The 14,981-nt window shown below is 70.6% G+C and carries 15 protein-coding genes; 11 read left to right on the forward strand and 4 right to left on the reverse strand.

Annotated features, from left to right (window positions below; all coding sequences use genetic code 11):
* Window positions 1-11: 11 nt before the first annotated feature.
* On the forward strand, window positions 12-1,469 hold the full coding sequence (locus tag AB0I52_RS09570; RefSeq protein WP_363070581.1) for a menaquinone biosynthesis decarboxylase: 1,458 nt from the start codon (window positions 12-14) through the stop codon (window positions 1,467-1,469).
* The gene (gene mqnP, locus AB0I52_RS09575) at window positions 1,466-2,383 is read left to right on the forward strand and encodes a menaquinone biosynthesis prenyltransferase MqnP (RefSeq protein WP_363070583.1); all 918 of its coding nucleotides are present in this window, start codon (window positions 1,466-1,468) and stop codon (window positions 2,381-2,383) included. The genes AB0I52_RS09570 and mqnP overlap by 4 nt, the downstream gene beginning before the upstream one ends.
* Here mqnP and AB0I52_RS09580 read toward each other — a convergent pair.
* A complete protein-coding gene (locus tag AB0I52_RS09580) occupies window positions 2,319-2,960 on the reverse strand; it encodes a rhomboid family intramembrane serine protease (protein WP_363070585.1) in 642 nt (213 codons plus the stop codon). The genes mqnP and AB0I52_RS09580 overlap by 65 nt on opposite strands.
* 98 nt (window positions 2,961-3,058) lie before the next feature.
* Between AB0I52_RS09580 and AB0I52_RS09585 the strand changes: the two genes are divergently transcribed.
* On the forward strand, window positions 3,059-3,724 hold the full coding sequence (locus AB0I52_RS09585; RefSeq protein ID WP_363070587.1) for a UbiX family flavin prenyltransferase: 666 nt from the start codon (window positions 3,059-3,061) through the stop codon (window positions 3,722-3,724).
* Between the two features lie 11 nt (window positions 3,725-3,735).
* Here AB0I52_RS09585 and AB0I52_RS09590 read toward each other — a convergent pair whose 3' ends face one another.
* Entirely contained in the window at window positions 3,736-3,870 is a 135-nt protein-coding gene (locus tag AB0I52_RS09590; protein WP_362963919.1) for a hypothetical protein, read from the reverse strand.
* A 132-nt stretch (window positions 3,871-4,002) separates the two neighbouring features.
* Between AB0I52_RS09590 and AB0I52_RS09595 the strand changes: the two genes are divergently transcribed.
* The 6 genes from AB0I52_RS09595 to AB0I52_RS09620 all read left to right on the forward strand — a co-directional run bounded on the left by AB0I52_RS09595 (window position 4,003) and on the right by AB0I52_RS09620 (window position 9,433).
* Window positions 4,003-4,458 (forward strand): Lrp/AsnC family transcriptional regulator, encoded by a 456-nt coding sequence (locus tag AB0I52_RS09595; RefSeq protein ID WP_362963937.1) that lies wholly within the window; start codon window positions 4,003-4,005, stop codon window positions 4,456-4,458.
* 102 nt (window positions 4,459-4,560) lie between these two features.
* On the forward strand, window positions 4,561-5,724 hold the full coding sequence (mqnE, locus tag AB0I52_RS09600) for an aminofutalosine synthase MqnE (protein ID WP_363070746.1): 1,164 nt from the start codon (window positions 4,561-4,563) through the stop codon (window positions 5,722-5,724).
* 123 nt (window positions 5,725-5,847) lie between these two features.
* The gene (locus AB0I52_RS09605) at window positions 5,848-6,372 is read left to right on the forward strand and encodes a GNAT family N-acetyltransferase (RefSeq protein ID WP_363070589.1); all 525 of its coding nucleotides are present in this window, start codon (window positions 5,848-5,850) and stop codon (window positions 6,370-6,372) included.
* A gap of 166 nt (window positions 6,373-6,538) precedes the next feature.
* Window positions 6,539-6,793, forward strand: a complete 255-nt coding sequence (locus tag AB0I52_RS09610; protein WP_363070591.1) for a DUF4229 domain-containing protein — start codon at window positions 6,539-6,541, stop codon at window positions 6,791-6,793.
* A 398-nt stretch (window positions 6,794-7,191) separates the two neighbouring features.
* Window positions 7,192-8,538, forward strand: a complete 1,347-nt coding sequence (locus AB0I52_RS09615; RefSeq protein ID WP_363070593.1) for a dicarboxylate/amino acid:cation symporter — start codon at window positions 7,192-7,194, stop codon at window positions 8,536-8,538.
* Window positions 8,539-8,794: 256 nt separating this feature from the next.
* Entirely contained in the window at window positions 8,795-9,433 is a 639-nt protein-coding gene (locus AB0I52_RS09620; RefSeq protein ID WP_363070748.1) for a TetR/AcrR family transcriptional regulator, read from the forward strand.
* Here the strand turns inward: AB0I52_RS09620 and AB0I52_RS09625 are convergent.
* On the reverse strand, window positions 9,378-10,238 hold the full coding sequence (locus AB0I52_RS09625; RefSeq protein ID WP_363070595.1) for a MaoC/PaaZ C-terminal domain-containing protein: 861 nt from the start codon (window positions 10,236-10,238) through the stop codon (window positions 9,378-9,380). The genes AB0I52_RS09620 and AB0I52_RS09625 overlap by 56 nt on opposite strands.
* Window positions 10,239-10,242: 4 nt before the next feature.
* On the reverse strand, window positions 10,243-11,562 hold the full coding sequence (locus tag AB0I52_RS09630) for a 3-oxoacyl-ACP reductase (protein ID WP_363070597.1): 1,320 nt from the start codon (window positions 11,560-11,562) through the stop codon (window positions 10,243-10,245).
* A gap of 76 nt (window positions 11,563-11,638) precedes the next feature.
* Here AB0I52_RS09630 and AB0I52_RS09635 point away from each other — a divergent pair, with 76 nt between their 5' ends.
* The gene (locus tag AB0I52_RS09635; RefSeq protein ID WP_363070599.1) at window positions 11,639-12,916 is read left to right on the forward strand and encodes an acetyl-CoA C-acetyltransferase; all 1,278 of its coding nucleotides are present in this window, start codon (window positions 11,639-11,641) and stop codon (window positions 12,914-12,916) included.
* Between the two features lie 124 nt (window positions 12,917-13,040).
* Entirely contained in the window at window positions 13,041-14,945 is a 1,905-nt protein-coding gene (locus AB0I52_RS09640; protein ID WP_363070601.1) for an AMP-dependent synthetase/ligase, read from the forward strand.
* Window positions 14,946-14,981 lie beyond the last annotated feature (36 nt).

Raw genomic sequence — 14,981 nt, forward strand, 5'->3', positions numbered from 1 at the left:
AACTTGGCCCCATGGCTTACGACGATCTTCGATCCCTCCTCCGGGCTCTGGAGCGCGAGGGCGAGCTCAAGCGCATCAAGGCCGAGGTCGACCCCTACCTGGAGGTCGGTGAGATCGTCGACCGGGTGAACAAGGCCGGCGGTCCCGCGCTGCTCTTCGAGAACGTCAAGGGCTCCTCGATGCCCCTGGCCATGAACGTGTTCGGCACCGACAAGCGGCTGCTCAAGGCGCTCGGGCTGAAGTCCTACTCCGAGATCAGCGACAAGATCGGCGGGCTGCTCAAGCCGGAGCTGCCGCACGGCTTCGTCGGAGTCCGGGAGGCCTTCGGCAAGCTCGGGACGATGGTCCACGTACCGCCGAAGAAGGTGAAGGCGGAGAACGCACCCGTGCAGGAGGTCGTCCTCACCGGCGACGACGTGGACCTGGACCTGCTGCCCGCGCTGTTCACCTGGCCCAAGGACGGCGGCTCGTTCTTCAACCTGGGGCTCACGCACACCAAGCACCCCGAGACCGGCGTACGGAACCTGGGGCTCTACCGGCTCCAGCGCCACGACCGGCGCACCATCGGGATGCACTGGCAGATCCACAAGGACAGCCGCAACCACTACCAGGTCGCCGCCAGGCGCGGTGAGCGGCTGCCGGTCGCCATCGCCTTCGGGGCGCCGCCCGCGGTGACGTACGCCTCCACCGCGCCGCTGCCCGGGGACATCGACGAGTACCTGTTCGCCGGGTTCATCCAGGGCAAGCGCATCGAGATGGTCGACTGCAAGACCGTCCCGCTCCAGGTCCCGGCCAACGCCGAGGTCGTCATCGAGGGCTGGCTGGAGCCCGGCCAGACGCTGCCCGAAGGGCCGTTCGGCGACCACACCGGCTTCTACACGCCGCAGGAACCGTTCCCCGCGCTGACGATCGACTGCGTGACGATGCGGAAGCGTCCGCTGCTCCAGTCGATCGTGGTGGGCCGGCCGCCGACCGAGGACGGGCCGCTGGGGCGGGCCACCGAGCGGTTCTTCCTGCCGCTGCTCAAGATCATCGTGCCGGACATCGTGGACTACCACCTGCCCGAGTCCGGCGGTTTCCACAACTGCGCGATCGTCTCGATCGACAAGAAGTACCCGAAGCACGCCCAGAAGGTGATGAGTGCCATCTGGGGCGCGCACATGATGTCGCTGACCAAGCTGATCGTCGTGGTGGACTCCGACTGCGACGTCCACGATCTGCACGAGGTGTCCTGGCGGGCGCTCGGCAACACGGACTACGCGCGGGACCTGACCGTCGCCGAGGGGCCCGTCGACCATCTCGACCATGCCTCCTACCAGCAGTTCTGGGGCGGCAAGGCCGGTATCGACGCGACGAGGAAGTGGCCCGAGGAGGGCTACACCCGGGACGGGGGCTGGCCGGACATGGTCGAGTCCGACCCGGACACGGCGGCGAAGGTCGACCGCCGGTGGAAGGAATACGGACTGTGAGCGCCGCCGAAGCGACCGTGGGCTCCGGGCCCGCGCAACCGAGCAGCAAGGTCAAGGCGTTCCTGCGGCTCGTGATGATCGAGCACTCGGTCTTCGCGCTGCCCTTCGCGTTCATCGCCGCCCTGACCGCGATGTTCCGGGACGACGAGTCGATCCACTGGGTCACCCTGCTGCTCGTCACCGTCGCCATGGTCGGGCTGCGCACCTTCGCGATGGCCGCGAACCGGATCATCGACCGGGAGATCGACGCCCGTAACCCCCGTACCGCCGGACGTGAGCTGGTGACGGGTGCGGTGTCGGTGCGCTCCGCGTGGACGGGTGCGCTCGTCGCCGTCGTCGTCTTCCTCGGTGCGGCGGCGCTGCTCAACCCGCTCTGTCTGGCGCTCGCGCCGCTCGCGGTGATCCCGATGGTCGTCTATCCCTACGGGAAGCGGTTCACGCACTACCCGCACGCGATCCTGGGGATCGCCCAGGCCATGGGGCCGATCGGTGCCTGGCTGGCGGTGACCGGGAGCTGGTCGTGGGAAGCGGTGATCCTGGGTCTCGCCGTCGGCATCTGGATCGGCGGCTTCGACCTGATCTTCGCCTGCCAGGACGTACAGGCGGACCGGGCCCACGGGGTGTTCTCGGTCCCGGCCCGGTTCGGCGTTCCGGCCGCGCTCTGGGGCGCGCGGGTCTGCCACGTGGTGACGACCGGGCTGCTGGTCTGGTTCGGACTGGCCACCGGGGCGGGGCTCTTCTACTGGGTCGGCATGGTGATCGTCGCCGTGGCCTTCGTGTACGAGCACCGGGTGGTGCGGCCGCACGACCTGTCGCGGCTGAACCGGGCGTTCTTCTCGGTGAACGGGTTCATCGGAATCGCCCTGTTCGCGTGTGCGCTGCTGGACCTGCTGGTGCGGGGCCTGACGGTCTGAGCGGCCGGGCGCCGCGGCGCAGGGTGAACGCGGCGACCGCTCCGCCGATCAGGCCGAAGAGGTGGCCCTGCCAGCTGATGCCCGGGTCGGTCGGCAGGACACCCTGGAGCAGCGAGCCGTACACCGCGGCGATGACCACGCCGACGACCACGTCCAGCGGGCGGCGGTCCACGAAGCCGCGGACCAGCAGATAGCCGAAGAGGCCGAAGACCACACCCGACGCGCCGAGCGTGACCGTGCCGGCCGGGGCGGTGAGCCAGACGCCGAGGCCGCCGATCACGATCACGGTGAGCACCACGCCGGCGAAGCGGCGCAGTCCGCCCAGTGCGGCTATGAAGCCCAGCACCAGCAGCGGGACGCTGTTCGACGCGACGTGCGCCCAGCCGCTGTGCAGAAAGGCGGCGGGCACGATGTCGAGCAGCTCGCCCGGCTCGCGCGGGCTGATCCCGTGGCTGTCCAGGCTGTGGCCCGTCGCGAGGTCGACGCCCTCCAGCACCCAGAGCAGCCCGACCCAGCCCAGCATGACCGCGCCGGCCACGAGGGCACGGGCTCCGGTCGTCGTGCGCATGGCGTTCATGGAGCACCCCCTTCATCCGTCGGAACGCACGGAGCCCCTGGCTCGGTTCCGGGTGGCGGGTGCCGGATAGGCTCGGTTCTGTGGATTCCGGGATTTCAGTGAGTCAGCAGCAGCGACAGCCTTGGATTGTCGGGGTTTCGGGCGCTTCGGGCACACCATTCGCCGCTGCGGTGCTGCGCGGTCTGCTCGCCGCGGGGGAGAGCGTGGATCTGGTGGTGAGCCGGGCGTCGCGGCTGACCCTGCTGGACGAGACCGGGATCGCCTTCCGCGACGCGCACTGGCAGGAGGACCTGCGCGGCTGGCTGGCGCGGGGCGCGGACGGGAAGCCGCACACCTTCGAGGTGGATGTGTCCGGTGTACGGCACTGGGCGGCCGGTGATCTGGCCGCCGGGCCGTCCTCGGGGTCGTACCCGGTGAAGGGGATGCTGATCGTCCCGGCCTCGACGGCGTGTGTGGCCGGGGTGGCGCTCGGGCTCTCGAAGGATCTGCTGCAGCGGGCCGCGAGCGTGACGCTCAAGGAGCGGCGGAAGCTGGTCGTCGCGGTGCGCGAGACCCCGCTCAGCGGGCAGACGCTGAAGCATCTGGTGACCCTGGACGAGGCGGGCGCGGTCGTGCTGCCCGCCTCTCCGGCGTTCTACGCGGGTGCGACGCATATCCAGGATCTGGTGGATTTCGTCGCGGGGCGGGTGCTGGACGCGGCAGGGGTGCCGCACCGGCTGTACCGCCGCTGGGAGGGAGAGCTCGGTGGCGGCTCCCGTGGCTGATCCGGGTGGGGTCAGCGCTTCTTGGGTGCGCGCGGGGTGCGGGCCCGGTCGATCCGGTGGGCGGCGGCGGGCTGGTGGGCACGCGAGCGGTTGGCCAGGTCCTGTAGCTCGCGCATCCGGGCGTAGGCCATCTCGATCGTGTACACGGTGTTTTCACTCCTGAAGATTCGAAAGCATTTTTTGGATGTTCGGGAAGATTTGCAGGCCGTGAAGCCTGCATGCCTTAGATTCTACACGTAGACTTGCGATACTGCTGAATAATGGAAGGTTCCAGTCACATGGACGCGGTGGACAGGCAGCTCATCCAGGCCCTCAGGGAGAACGGCAGGGCCTCGTACGCCGAGCTGGGCCGGCTCGTGGGGCTCTCCGGGCCCAGCGTCACCGACCGCATCAACCGGCTGGAGACCGCCGGTGTGATCACCGGCTACCGCGCCACCGTCGACGCGGCCTCGCTCGGGCTCGGGGTCACGGCCCTGATCGGCATCTCGCTCTCCGACGCCGCGGACCACGAGGACGTCGCGCACCGGCTGAAGGACCTCGCCGAGATCGAGGACGCCTGGTTCATCGCGGGCGCCGACTCCTACATGCTCAAGGTGCGCGTCGGCGACGTGGACGGCCTGGAGAAGACCATCCGCCGGCTCAGCGGCACCAGGGGCGTCTCGCGGACCCGTACCACCGTCGTGCTGTCCACCAAGTGGGAGAACCGGGTCGGCGAACTGCCCGAGGAGGGCTGACGGGGCGGGCTGACGGGGAGGGCCGAGGGGGTCCCCGGGCCGCTCCGGGCGGGGGAGTACGGTGAGCGAAGTCTGTTACGCAGAGAAATGGGAGGCGCCCTAGTGGACGCGGGACTCAAGCGCGAGCTGGAGCAGAAGGTCCGGGCCGGCGAGCGGCTGACCCGCGAGGACGGGATCACGCTCTACGAGTCCGACGACCTGGCGTGGCTCGGCGGTCTGGCCCATGAGGTGCGCACGCGCAAGAACGGCGACGTCGTCCACTTCAACGTCAACCGCCACCTCAACATGACCAACGTGTGCACCGCGTCGTGCGCGTACTGCTCGTTCCAGCGCAAGCCGGGGGAGAAGGACGCGTACACGATGCGCATCGAGGAGGCCGTCCGCCTCGCGAAGGCGATGCAGGGCGAGAACCTCACCGAGCTGCACATCGTCAACGGGCTGCACCCCACCCTGCCGTGGCGCTACTACCCGCGTTCGCTGAGCGCGCTGAAGGAAGCGCTGCCCGAGGTCTCCCTCAAGGCGTTCACCGCCACCGAGATCCACCACTTCGAGACCATCTCCGGGCTCTCCGCCTCCGAGATCCTCGACGAGCTGATCGAGGCCGGTCTGGAGTCGCTGACCGGCGGCGGCGCGGAGATCTTCGACTGGGAGGTCCGTCAGCACATCGTCGACCACGCCACCCACTGGGAGGACTGGTCGCGGATCCACCGGCTCGCGCACGAGAAGGGTCTCAAGACCCCTGCGACGATGCTGTACGGGCACATCGAGGAGCCCCGGCACCGCGTCGACCACGTGCTGCGGCTGCGTGAGCTCCAGGACGAGACCGGCGGCTTCCAGGTCTTCATCCCGCTGCGCTACCAGCACGACTTCGTGGACATGAAGGACGGCAAGATCCGCAACAAGCTCCAGGCGCGGACGACGATGGCGACCGGCGCGGAGGCGCTCAAGACCTTCGCGGTCTCCCGGCTGCTCTTCGACAACGTCCCGCACGTCAAGGTCTTCTGGGTGATGCACGGCGTGCAGACCGCTCAGCTCGCGCTCCAGCACGGCGCGGACGACATGGACGGCTCGGTCGTCGAGTACAAGATCACGCACGACGCGGACAACTACGGCACGCCCAACAAGCTGGGCCGTGAGGATCTGCTGGACCTGATCCGCGACGCGGGCTTCCGGCCCGTCGAGCGCAACACCCGGTACGAGATCCTCCGCGAGTACCCGGGCCCGGACGCGGAGCGGCGCGAGTCGCCGCAGCCCATGCGGGTCTGACCCGGCGCGCGCTCCGAGCGCGCGCAGCGCTGTACGAAAGCTCCGGCCGCCGTCCCCGGCCGGAGCTTTCTCGCGTTCCGGACGGGGCTTGAGGGCAACGCCTGTAATGGTTAATCTGGCATTATGGCACTTACTTTCGAGCTGGACCCCACCTTCGACAGGCCCCTGCGGGACGGCGTCGCCGCGCTCTGGGCCGATGTGTCCAACGCGGGCGGCGCGGTGGGTTTCGTGCCGCCCGTCACGGTCGAGGACGTCCGGCCCGACCTGGTCAAGCACCTCATCGCCATGGCCGAGGACCGCGCCCGGCTGCTCGTCGGCTACGACGAGGAGGGCGCCGTCGCGGCCACGGCCTTCCTCACCCGCAACACGCACCGGCTGATGGCGCACTGGGTCTGGCTCTACACGGTGATGGTCCACCCCCGGCACCAGGGCCGCGGATATGGGCGCTCCCTGATGGCCGCGACCGCCGACGCCGCGCGCACCATCGGGGGCGTCGAGGCCATCCGGCTCACCTGCCGGGGCGGTACGGGCGCCGACCGGTTCTACGCCTCCTGCGGCTACAAGGAGGTCGGGCGGGTGCCGGGGGCGATCCGGGTGGCCGACGGGGACGACCGCGACGACATCATCATGCTGCTGCCGCTCGGCTGAGACGGGCCGGCCGCGGCCCCTGCGGTGAGAAGTCCGGAGCGTTTCGCGGAGCCCTCCGAACTGATCGATTACGGGGCATGCTTCACTGGACGGGCAGGACTGTCACGTAGAGAGAAGGCGAGCTGTGTCCGCTGCAAAGCCGAGCGCAATGATCCGGTACACCGCGATGCGTCTCAGTATCTTCGTCGGCTGCTTCGCGCTCGCCGCTGTGGCCGTCAACTTCGGGCTGCTGCCCTCCGGGGCGGGCGGCTCGAACCTCATCTGGGTCATCCTGCTCGCCCTCGTGCTCTCCGCGCCGCTCAGCTACGTGCTGCTGCGCAAGCAGCGCGACGAGATGTCCGAGCAGATCATCTCCACGGTCGACCGGACCAAGGCGCGCCTTGAGGAGAACCGGACCCGCGAGGACAGCGTCACCCAGTGAGTGCGGGAGTAAGGGAAATGTAAGCTCCCTCACATCCGCCCCCCTTCTTTTCGAAACCCCAGCGCCGGAGCCATCGCTCCTGTACTGGGGTTTTCGCGTTCTCCGGGCCGGTTGGGGGCTGTTCGCCCGCGATCCAGCCTCAAAGAAGACCTTTGAGGTTCTCAAAGTTCAAGTGTTAACGTGTTCGACATGACGACAGCTGTGCGCCTTCGAGCTGCCGCGAGCACCCCGCTCGTGGCGCGCCTGCACGTCGATCTCTGCCGCTGTATGTCCGCGGTCTGTTGCCGCAACGTCTGAACGGCATCATGCAGCGGCGCCGCTCCTGACGCGGGCGCCGCAACCCCCGTCCCCCGCACGCAGTCCCCGTGCGCCCCGATGCGTCACTTCTGGAGTGTTCCGTGTCCGCGAACCCCGCGTCCACCACGACCGATGAGCCCTCCGGCTCCGGTTTCCGCATACCCAAGGTCCCGTTCTGGGCGCAGATCGTCGCCGGTCTCGTCCTCGGCGTCCTGCTCGGCTGGCTCGCCCGCAGCCAGGACATCGGCTGGCTCTACACCACGCTCGACAAGGTCGGCCACATCTTCATCCAGCTGCTGAAGCTGGCCGTCGCGCCCCTCGTCTTCTTCGCGATCCTGGTGTCGATCACCAACCTGCGCAAGGTCAACAACGCCGCCCGGCTGGCCGGCCGCACCGTCCTCTGGTTCATGATCACCTCGCTGATCGCGGTCGCCATCGGCCTCGCGATCGGCCTGATCACCAACCCGGGCACCGGCACCGGCCTCACGCCGAAGGACGGCAAGCTCTCCGACACCAAGGGCTCCTGGCTCGACTTCCTGACCGGCATCATCCCGGACAACGTCATCACGCCGTTCACCGAGCTGAACGTCCTTCAGATCGTCTTCATGGCCGCCGTCGCGGGCATCGCCGCGATCCAGCTCGGCGAAAAGGCCAAGCCGATCCTCACCCTCAGCGAGTCGATCCTGGAGCTCCTCCAGAAGGCCCTGTGGTGGGTCATCCGCCTCGCCCCCATCGGCACCATCGGCCTCATCGGCTACGCGATCGCCGACTACGGCTGGGACCTGCTCGGCAAGTACGCGACGTTCACCGCCGACGTCTACATCGGCTGCGCCCTGGTGATGTTCGGCGTCTACCCGCTGCTCCTCGCCACCGTCGCCAAGGTCAGCCCGCTCCAGTTCTTCAAGGGCGCCTGGCCCGCGATCCAGCTGGCCTTCGTCTCGCGCTCCTCGGTCGGCACCATGCCGGTCACCCAGCAGGTCACCGAGCGCCTCGGCGTCCCCAAGGAGTACGCCTCCTTCGCGGTCCCGTTCGGTGCGACGACCAAGATGGACGGCTGCGCCGCGATCTACCCGGCGCTGGCCGCGATCTTCATCGCCCAGATCTTCGACGTCCAGCTGGGTGTCGGTGACTACATCCTGATCGCGTTCGTCTCGGTGATCGGCTCCGCGGCCACCGCCGGTCTCACCGGCGCCACGGTCATGCTGACCCTCACCCTGTCGACGCTCGGCCTCCCGCTGGAGGGCGTCGGCCTGCTGATGGCCATCGACCCGATCCTGGACATGATGCGGACGGCGACGAACGTCGCAGGCCAGGCGCTGGTCCCGGTGCTCGTGTCGGCCCGCGAGAAGATCCTCGACCACGACGCGTACAACTCGGCCTCGGGCTCCCCGGTCGACGACGCCGAGGTGCGCGCCGGCGAGCAGGTGAAGGTGCCCGTCCCCGCCTGACCGCCCGGAGTCGCGCGGAGTCCTTCCCGGCCTCCTCCCGGTTCCTCGGAGTCTTCCGATTCCCGTAGCTGTGCCCCGTACCCTCACGCCTGGGTACGGGGCACAGCCGTTTTGCGAATGCGTCGCTCACCGGCCACCCCGGGCGTCACGGAACCCGGTCCGCACCACGGGGCCGGGCCCCGCGCCGTACTCTTACCGGGGAGTAGTGCAGTGGGGGCGGGAGGAAGCCGACGTGGGTGCTGTGAAGGGCAAGCGGATGCCGCGCGCCGTGCGCGAGCAGCAGATGATGGACGCCGCGGTGCGGACCTTCGGGCAGCGCGGCTACCGGGCCGCCTCGATGGACGAGATCGCCGAGTTGGCCGGGGTGTCCAAGCCGTTGGTGTATTTGTACCTGAATTCCAAGGACGAACTGTTCACCGCGTGCATCCGGCGCGAGGCGCAGGCGCTGCTGGCGGCGGTGCGGGCGGGGGCGGAGCCGGGGCTGCCCGCCGATCGGCAACTGTGGTCCGGGCTGCGGGCGTTCTTCACGCACACCGCGGAGAACCCGGACGGCTGGGCGGTGTTGTACCGGCAGGCGCGTACGCACGGGGAGCCGTTCGCCACCGAGGTGAGCGTGATGCGCGACGAGATCGTTGCGTTCGTGACGGGTCTGATCGGGGCCGCGGCGCGCGAGGCGCACCACGATGAGGCGCTCCCCGACCGTGATGTGACGGGTCTCGCACAGGCGTTGGTGGGCGCCGCGGAGTCGCTCGCCGGCTGGGCGAACGAGACTCCGGGCGTCTCGGCCAAGGAGGCCGCGGCCACCTTGATGAACTTCTCCTGGGCCGGTCTGGAGAACCTCATGCACGGCCGTACCTGGCAGCCTCCGGGGCAGTCCGCGCCGTCGTCCCGGTGAGGTGGACGCGGTCGCCGCCGCCGCGCAGCTGGAAGCCGGTGCCGTCGGACGCGTAGGTGACGGTGCCGGGCAGCAGGACGGGTGCCTTGAAGTCGGCCCGCACGGTGTGGATCAGGTGCGGCGTCGGGGCCTCGGCGAGGCAGCGGGCCACGGTCCACATGCCGTGTGCGATGGCCCGCGGAAAGCCGAACAGCCTTGCCGTCAGCGGGTACAGGTGGATGGGGTTGCGGTCGCCCGACGCGGCTCCGTAGCGCCGGCCCAGGTCGGCGGGCAGCCGCCACTCGGCGACGGCGGGCAGCACCGCCGGTTCCCCGGCGGGTGCGGCCGTGGCGGGTTCCGGGGTACCCGGGCGCGTCGCGTGACGGGACAGGTAGCCGCTGCGGGACTCCCACGCCAGCTCGCCCGACAACCGCGCCTCGGTGACCACGGTGACCTCCGTGCCGCGCCGGTGCGGCGTCAGCACATCGGCGTACACGGTCAGTTCGAGTTCGTCCGTGGGGTGCAGCGTGCGGTGCGCGGTGATCTCGATCCAGGTGTGGACGAGTCCGGTGACCGGCAGTGGGAAGTTCCACCGGGTCATCAGCCGCATCGCGAGCGGGAACGCCAGGACGTGGGGGTAGGTGACCGGCAGGGCGCCCGAGTCGCTGAAGCCGCAGATCCCGCGGTACGCGGCCAGCGGCCCGGGGGCGACGGGCCCGGCCGGGCGGGTCGGGCGGTCGGCCGGCAGTACGGCGTCCGGCCTGCCGGGCCGTTTGAACGGGGAGGCGGCGGCTCCGCGAGCCAGCGACAGGATCAGGCTCGGCACCGCGTCACGCCCCCAGCAGGCTCTGGCCGCAGACCCGGACGATCTGGCCGTTGACGGCGCTCGACGCGGCCTGCGCGAACCAGGCGGTCGTCTCGGCCACATCGACCGGGAGCCCGCCCTGCGAGAGGGAGTTCATCCGGCGGCCCGCCTCACGGATGAGGAGCGGGACGGCGGCGGTCATCTTCGTCTCGATGAAGCCGGGGGCGACCGCGTTGACCGTGACGCCGTGCTCGGCGGCGGCGCGCGGGGCGAGCGAGCGGACCAGGCCGATGATGCCGGCCTTGCTGGCCGCGTAGTTGGTCTGGCCGTTGTTGCCGGCGATGCCCGCGATGGAGGCGGTGGCAACGATCCGGCCGCCGCGGTTGACGGTGCCGTTCTTCAGCAGCGCGTCCGTGGTGCGCAGCACGCTGTCGAGGTTGACGTCGATGACCGAGGCCCAGCGGTCGGCGGCCATGTTGGCGAGCCGTCGGTCGCGGGTGATGCCGGCGTTGTGGACGAGGATGTCGAGGCCGTCCGGGGCGGCGGCGGAGATCCGGGCCGCCGCGTCGTCCGCGGTGATGTCCAGCGGCAGCGCGGTGGCGCCGAGCCGGTCGGCGGTGCGCGCCAGGTCCTCGCGGGCCTGCGGGACGTCCAGGCAGATGACGTGGGCGCCGTCCCGGGCCAGCACCCCGGCGACCGAGGCGCCGATACCGCGGGCCGCGCCGGTGACCAGCGCGGTGCGTCCGGTGAGCGGGGCGGCCCAGTCGGCGACCGGACCGGGGACGGCCGAGGTCACCTCGATGACCTGGCCGCTGATGTACGCGGACCGGGGCGAGAGCAGGAAGCGCAGAGTGGATTCGGCACCGGCGACCGCGCCGGGCGCGAGGCGTACCAGCTGCACGGTGGAGCCCTTGCCGATCTCCTTGCCGAGTGAGCGCACGAAGCCTTCGAGGGCCTGCTGGGCGGCGGCCTGGTGGTGGTCGTCCGGGGACGGGCGCACTCCGAGGACGACGACGCGGCCGCCCGGTGCGAGCGAGCGGACGACGGGGTGCAGCGCGGCGTGCACGTCCCCGAGCCCGGCGGCGGTGTCGACGGCCGTCGCGTCCAGGACGACCGCGGCGGGCCGGTCGGCGCTCGCCGTCACCTCCAGGCCGGTCGCGGCGAGGAGCGCGCCCAGCTCGTCGGTGACGGTGGAGTTCCCGGCGGTGAGGTGGAGGACGGGGCCGGTGAGTGACTGGGTCGTCGGCGACCAGCGGCGCAGCGGTGCGGGCTGCGGCAGGCCGATTCTCCGGGTCAGGAATCGGCCGGTTGCTGTGCCGGTGAAGTGCAGATAGCGGTCGGCCATTGTCCAGACTCCCTGCTCGGTCTTAGATTTACTCAAGAGTAAGGTTACTTAAGAGTCAGGAGTTGGTCGAGATGAGTTGGTCGAGTTGATCCCCCTCGCACTCCCGCAGCCCCGCAGGGTCGCGGTCATCGGCGGCAGCCGTATCCCCTTCGCACGCTCGGACGGGCCCTACGCGCAGGCCTCCAACCAGCAGATGCTGACTGCCGCACTGGACGGTCTGGTCGAGCGGTTCGGGCTCCAGGGGCAGCGGGTCGGCGAGTTCGTGGCCGGCGCGGTGCTCAAGCACAGCCGGGACTTCAACCTGGCCCGGGAGACCGTGCTCGGCTCGCGGCTCGACCCGCGCACCCCCGCGTACGACATCCAGCAGGCCTGCGGCACCGGCCTCCAGGCCGTCATCGCCGCCGCCGGCAAGATCATGCTCGGTGCGATCGACTCCGCGGTCGCGGGCGGCGCGGACACCACGAGCGACGCGCCCCTCGGCGTCAACGACGAACTGCGCAGACTCCTGCTGTCGGCCCGGCGGGCGAAGTCGGCGGGGGGCCGGGTCAAGGCGTTCGCGGGGGTACGTCCCCGGCATCTCGTCCCGGACATCCCGCGCAACGCCGAACCCCGCACCGGGCTCTCGATGGGCGATCACGCGGCCGTCACCGCCCGCCAGTGGGACATCGCCCGCGCGGACCAGGACCTGCTGGCCGCCACCAGCCACCAGCGTCTCGCCGCCGCGTACGAGCGGGGGTTCCTGGACGACCTCGTCGTCCCGTACCTCGGCCTGGAGCGTGACCAGAACCTGCGCCCCGGCTCCACGGTGGAGAAACTCGCCACGCTGAAGCCGGTGTTCGGCGCGGACCACCCGGACGCGACGATGACCGCGGGCAACTCCACCCCGCTCACGGACGGCGCCGCGACGGTGCTGCTGGCGAGCGAGGAGTGGGCGGAGCGGCACGGGCTGGAACCACTGGCCTACCTCTCCCTCCACGAGACCGCGGCCGTCGACTACGTGGGCGGTGCGGACGGTCTGCTGATGGCGCCCGCGTACGCCGTGCCGCGGCTGCTGGAGCGGGCCGGTCTCACGGTCGAGGACTTCGACCTCTTCGAGGTCCACGAGGCCTTCGCCTCCCAGGTGCTCGCCACGCTGGCCGCCTGGGAGAAGGCGGGGCTCGCCCCGGTCGACCGGGAGAAGCTCAACGTGGCGGGCTCCTCGCTGGCCACCGGGCACCCGTTCGCCGCGACGGGCGCCCGGATCGTCGCCACCCTCGCCAAGCTCCTCGCGGAGCGGGGCACCCCGGGGCGCGGGCTGATCTCGATCTGCGCGGCCGGCGGCCAGGGCGTCACGGCGATCCTGGAACGCGCCTGACGCGTACACGGTCTGACCCACACAGCGCCTGTCACGTGCAGCGCGTGACACGTACAGCACCTGACCCGCACCAGCGCCCGACCGGATCCGCACCCGCCCGACCCCGATGCCCGAGGAGCCGCACGTGTCCACGCCACCCGCCACACCCACCGCGCCCGTCCTGGTCGAGCCCACCAAGGTCAGGGCGGCCGACGGCAGCGTCCAGCAGGTCTCCGTACCGGCGTTCGCCCCGCCCGTCCGCCGCGGCTCGCTCGCCGAGATCCCCTTCGACAACGCCCGCGAGGCACCGGCCGACGCCGTCCTCAGCCGCAAGCAGCCCGACGGCAGCTGGCAGGACGTGACGGCGGCGGACTTCGCGGGCGAGGTGCTCGCCGTCGCCAAGGGCCTCATCGCGGAAGGGCTGCGGGGCGGCGACCGCATCGCGATCATGGCCCGCACGACGTACGAGTGGACGCTGCTCGACTTCGCGGCCTGGGCCGCCGGTCTGGTCACCGTCCCCATCTACCCGACCTCCTCCGCCTTCCAGGCCCGCTGGATACTCCAGGACTCGGGCGCGGTCGCCTGCGCCGTCGAGACGGCCGAACAGAGCCGAGTCATCAGCCAGGAACGCAAGCAGCTCGGCGACCTCGCCCACCTCTGGCAGCTCGACACGGGCGTGCTGGGACGGCTGAAGAAGACCGGCCGGGACATTCCCGACGACGCCGTCGCGGCCCGGCGCGCCACGCTGGAACCGGAGACCCCCGCCACCCTCATCTACACCTCGGGCACCACTGGCCGCCCCAAAGGCTGTGTGCTGACCCACGGCAACTTCTTCGCCGAGGTCGACAACGCCATCGAGCTGCTGCACCCGGTCTTCAAATCGGTCAGCAAGTACCCCGCGTCCACCCTGCTGTTCCTGCCGCTGTCGCACGTCTTCGGGCGGATGGTCGCGATCGGCTGCCTGCGCGCCCGGGTCCGCCTCGGTCACGCCCCGTCCATCCGGACGGAGGACCTGCTCGCCGACCTGGCCGGGTTCAAACCCTCGTTCCTGCTGGCCATCCCGTACGTACTGGAGAAGGTGTACAACACCGGCCGGGCCACCGCCGAGAAGATGGGCCGCGCCTCGTCCTTCGACCGGGCCGCCCGGATCGCCCAGCGGTACGGGCAGGCCGTCGAGGCCGCCGAACACGGCACCGGACCCGGACCGGGGCTGGGGCTGCGGGCGGCCCGAGCGCTCTACGACCCGCTGGTCTACCGCCGCATCCGGGCGGCGCTCGGCGGCCAGGTCCGGTACGCGATCTGCGGCGGTTCCCCGCTGGGCAGCCGGCTCGCCGCCTTCTACGCGGGCGCCGGCATCGAGATCTTCGAGGGCTACGGCCTGACGGAGACCACCGCGGCCGCAACCGTGACCCCGCCCCTCAGACCGCGTCTGGGCACGGTGGGCTGGCCGATGCCGGGCACCGCCGTCCGCATCGCGCAGGACGGCGAGGTGCTGCTCAGCGGCGGCCAGGTGTTCCAGGGCTACTGGGACACCGAACGCGGCGAGGCCGTTCCCGCGCTGGACGGCGGCTGGTTCGCCACCGGCGACCTGGGCGCGCTCGACGAGGACGGCTACCTCACGATCACCGGCCGCAAGAAGGACATCATCATCACGTCCGGCGGCAAGAACGTCACCCCGGCCCCGCTGGAGGACTGGCTGCGCGCCCATCCGCTGGTCAGCCAGTGCATGGTGGTCGGCGACAACCGCTCGTTCATCACCGCCCTGATCACCCTGGAGCCGGACGGGCTGGCCCACTGGCGCCGGATGAAGAAGAAGGAGGCCGTCCCGGTGCGCGAACTCGTCCACGACGAGGAACTGCACACCGCGCTGCAACGCGCGGTCGACGAGGCCAACCGGCTGGTCTCGCGCGCCGAGTCGATCCGCAAGTTCACCGTCCTGCCGGTGGACTTCACCGAGGAGGGCGGCCATCTGACGCCGTCGCTGAAGCTGAAGCGGGACGCGATCGCACGGGACTTCGAGGCGGAGATCGAGGAGCTGTACCGGAAGTAGGGCGGGCCCGCGCCCGGGGAGGGGGGACTCAACCTT

The organism is Streptomyces sp. NPDC050423 (assembly GCF_040655445.1).
GTDB lineage: Bacteria > Actinomycetota > Actinomycetes > Streptomycetales > Streptomycetaceae > Streptomyces.

Excerpts from the sequence above, each read along its gene's own strand:
- AB0I52_RS09595 (WP_362963937.1), top strand. The coding sequence starts at position 4,003 with ATGGACGCGGTGGACAGGCAGCTCATCCAGGCCCTCAGGGAGAACGGC.
- AB0I52_RS09570 (WP_363070581.1), top strand. The coding sequence starts at position 12 with ATGGCTTACGACGATCTTCGATCCCTCCTCCGGGCTCTGGAGCGCGAG.
- AB0I52_RS09620 (WP_363070748.1), top strand. The coding sequence starts at position 8,795 with ATGCCGCGCGCCGTGCGCGAGCAGCAGATGATGGACGCCGCGGTGCGG.
- AB0I52_RS09605 (WP_363070589.1), top strand. The coding sequence starts at position 5,848 with ATGGCACTTACTTTCGAGCTGGACCCCACCTTCGACAGGCCCCTGCGG.
- AB0I52_RS09630 (WP_363070597.1), bottom strand. The coding sequence starts at position 11,562 with ATGGCCGACCGCTATCTGCACTTCACCGGCACAGCAACCGGCCGATTC.
- AB0I52_RS09580 (WP_363070585.1), bottom strand. The coding sequence starts at position 2,960 with ATGAACGCCATGCGCACGACGACCGGAGCCCGTGCCCTCGTGGCCGGC.
- AB0I52_RS09610 (WP_363070591.1), top strand. The coding sequence starts at position 6,539 with ATGCGTCTCAGTATCTTCGTCGGCTGCTTCGCGCTCGCCGCTGTGGCC.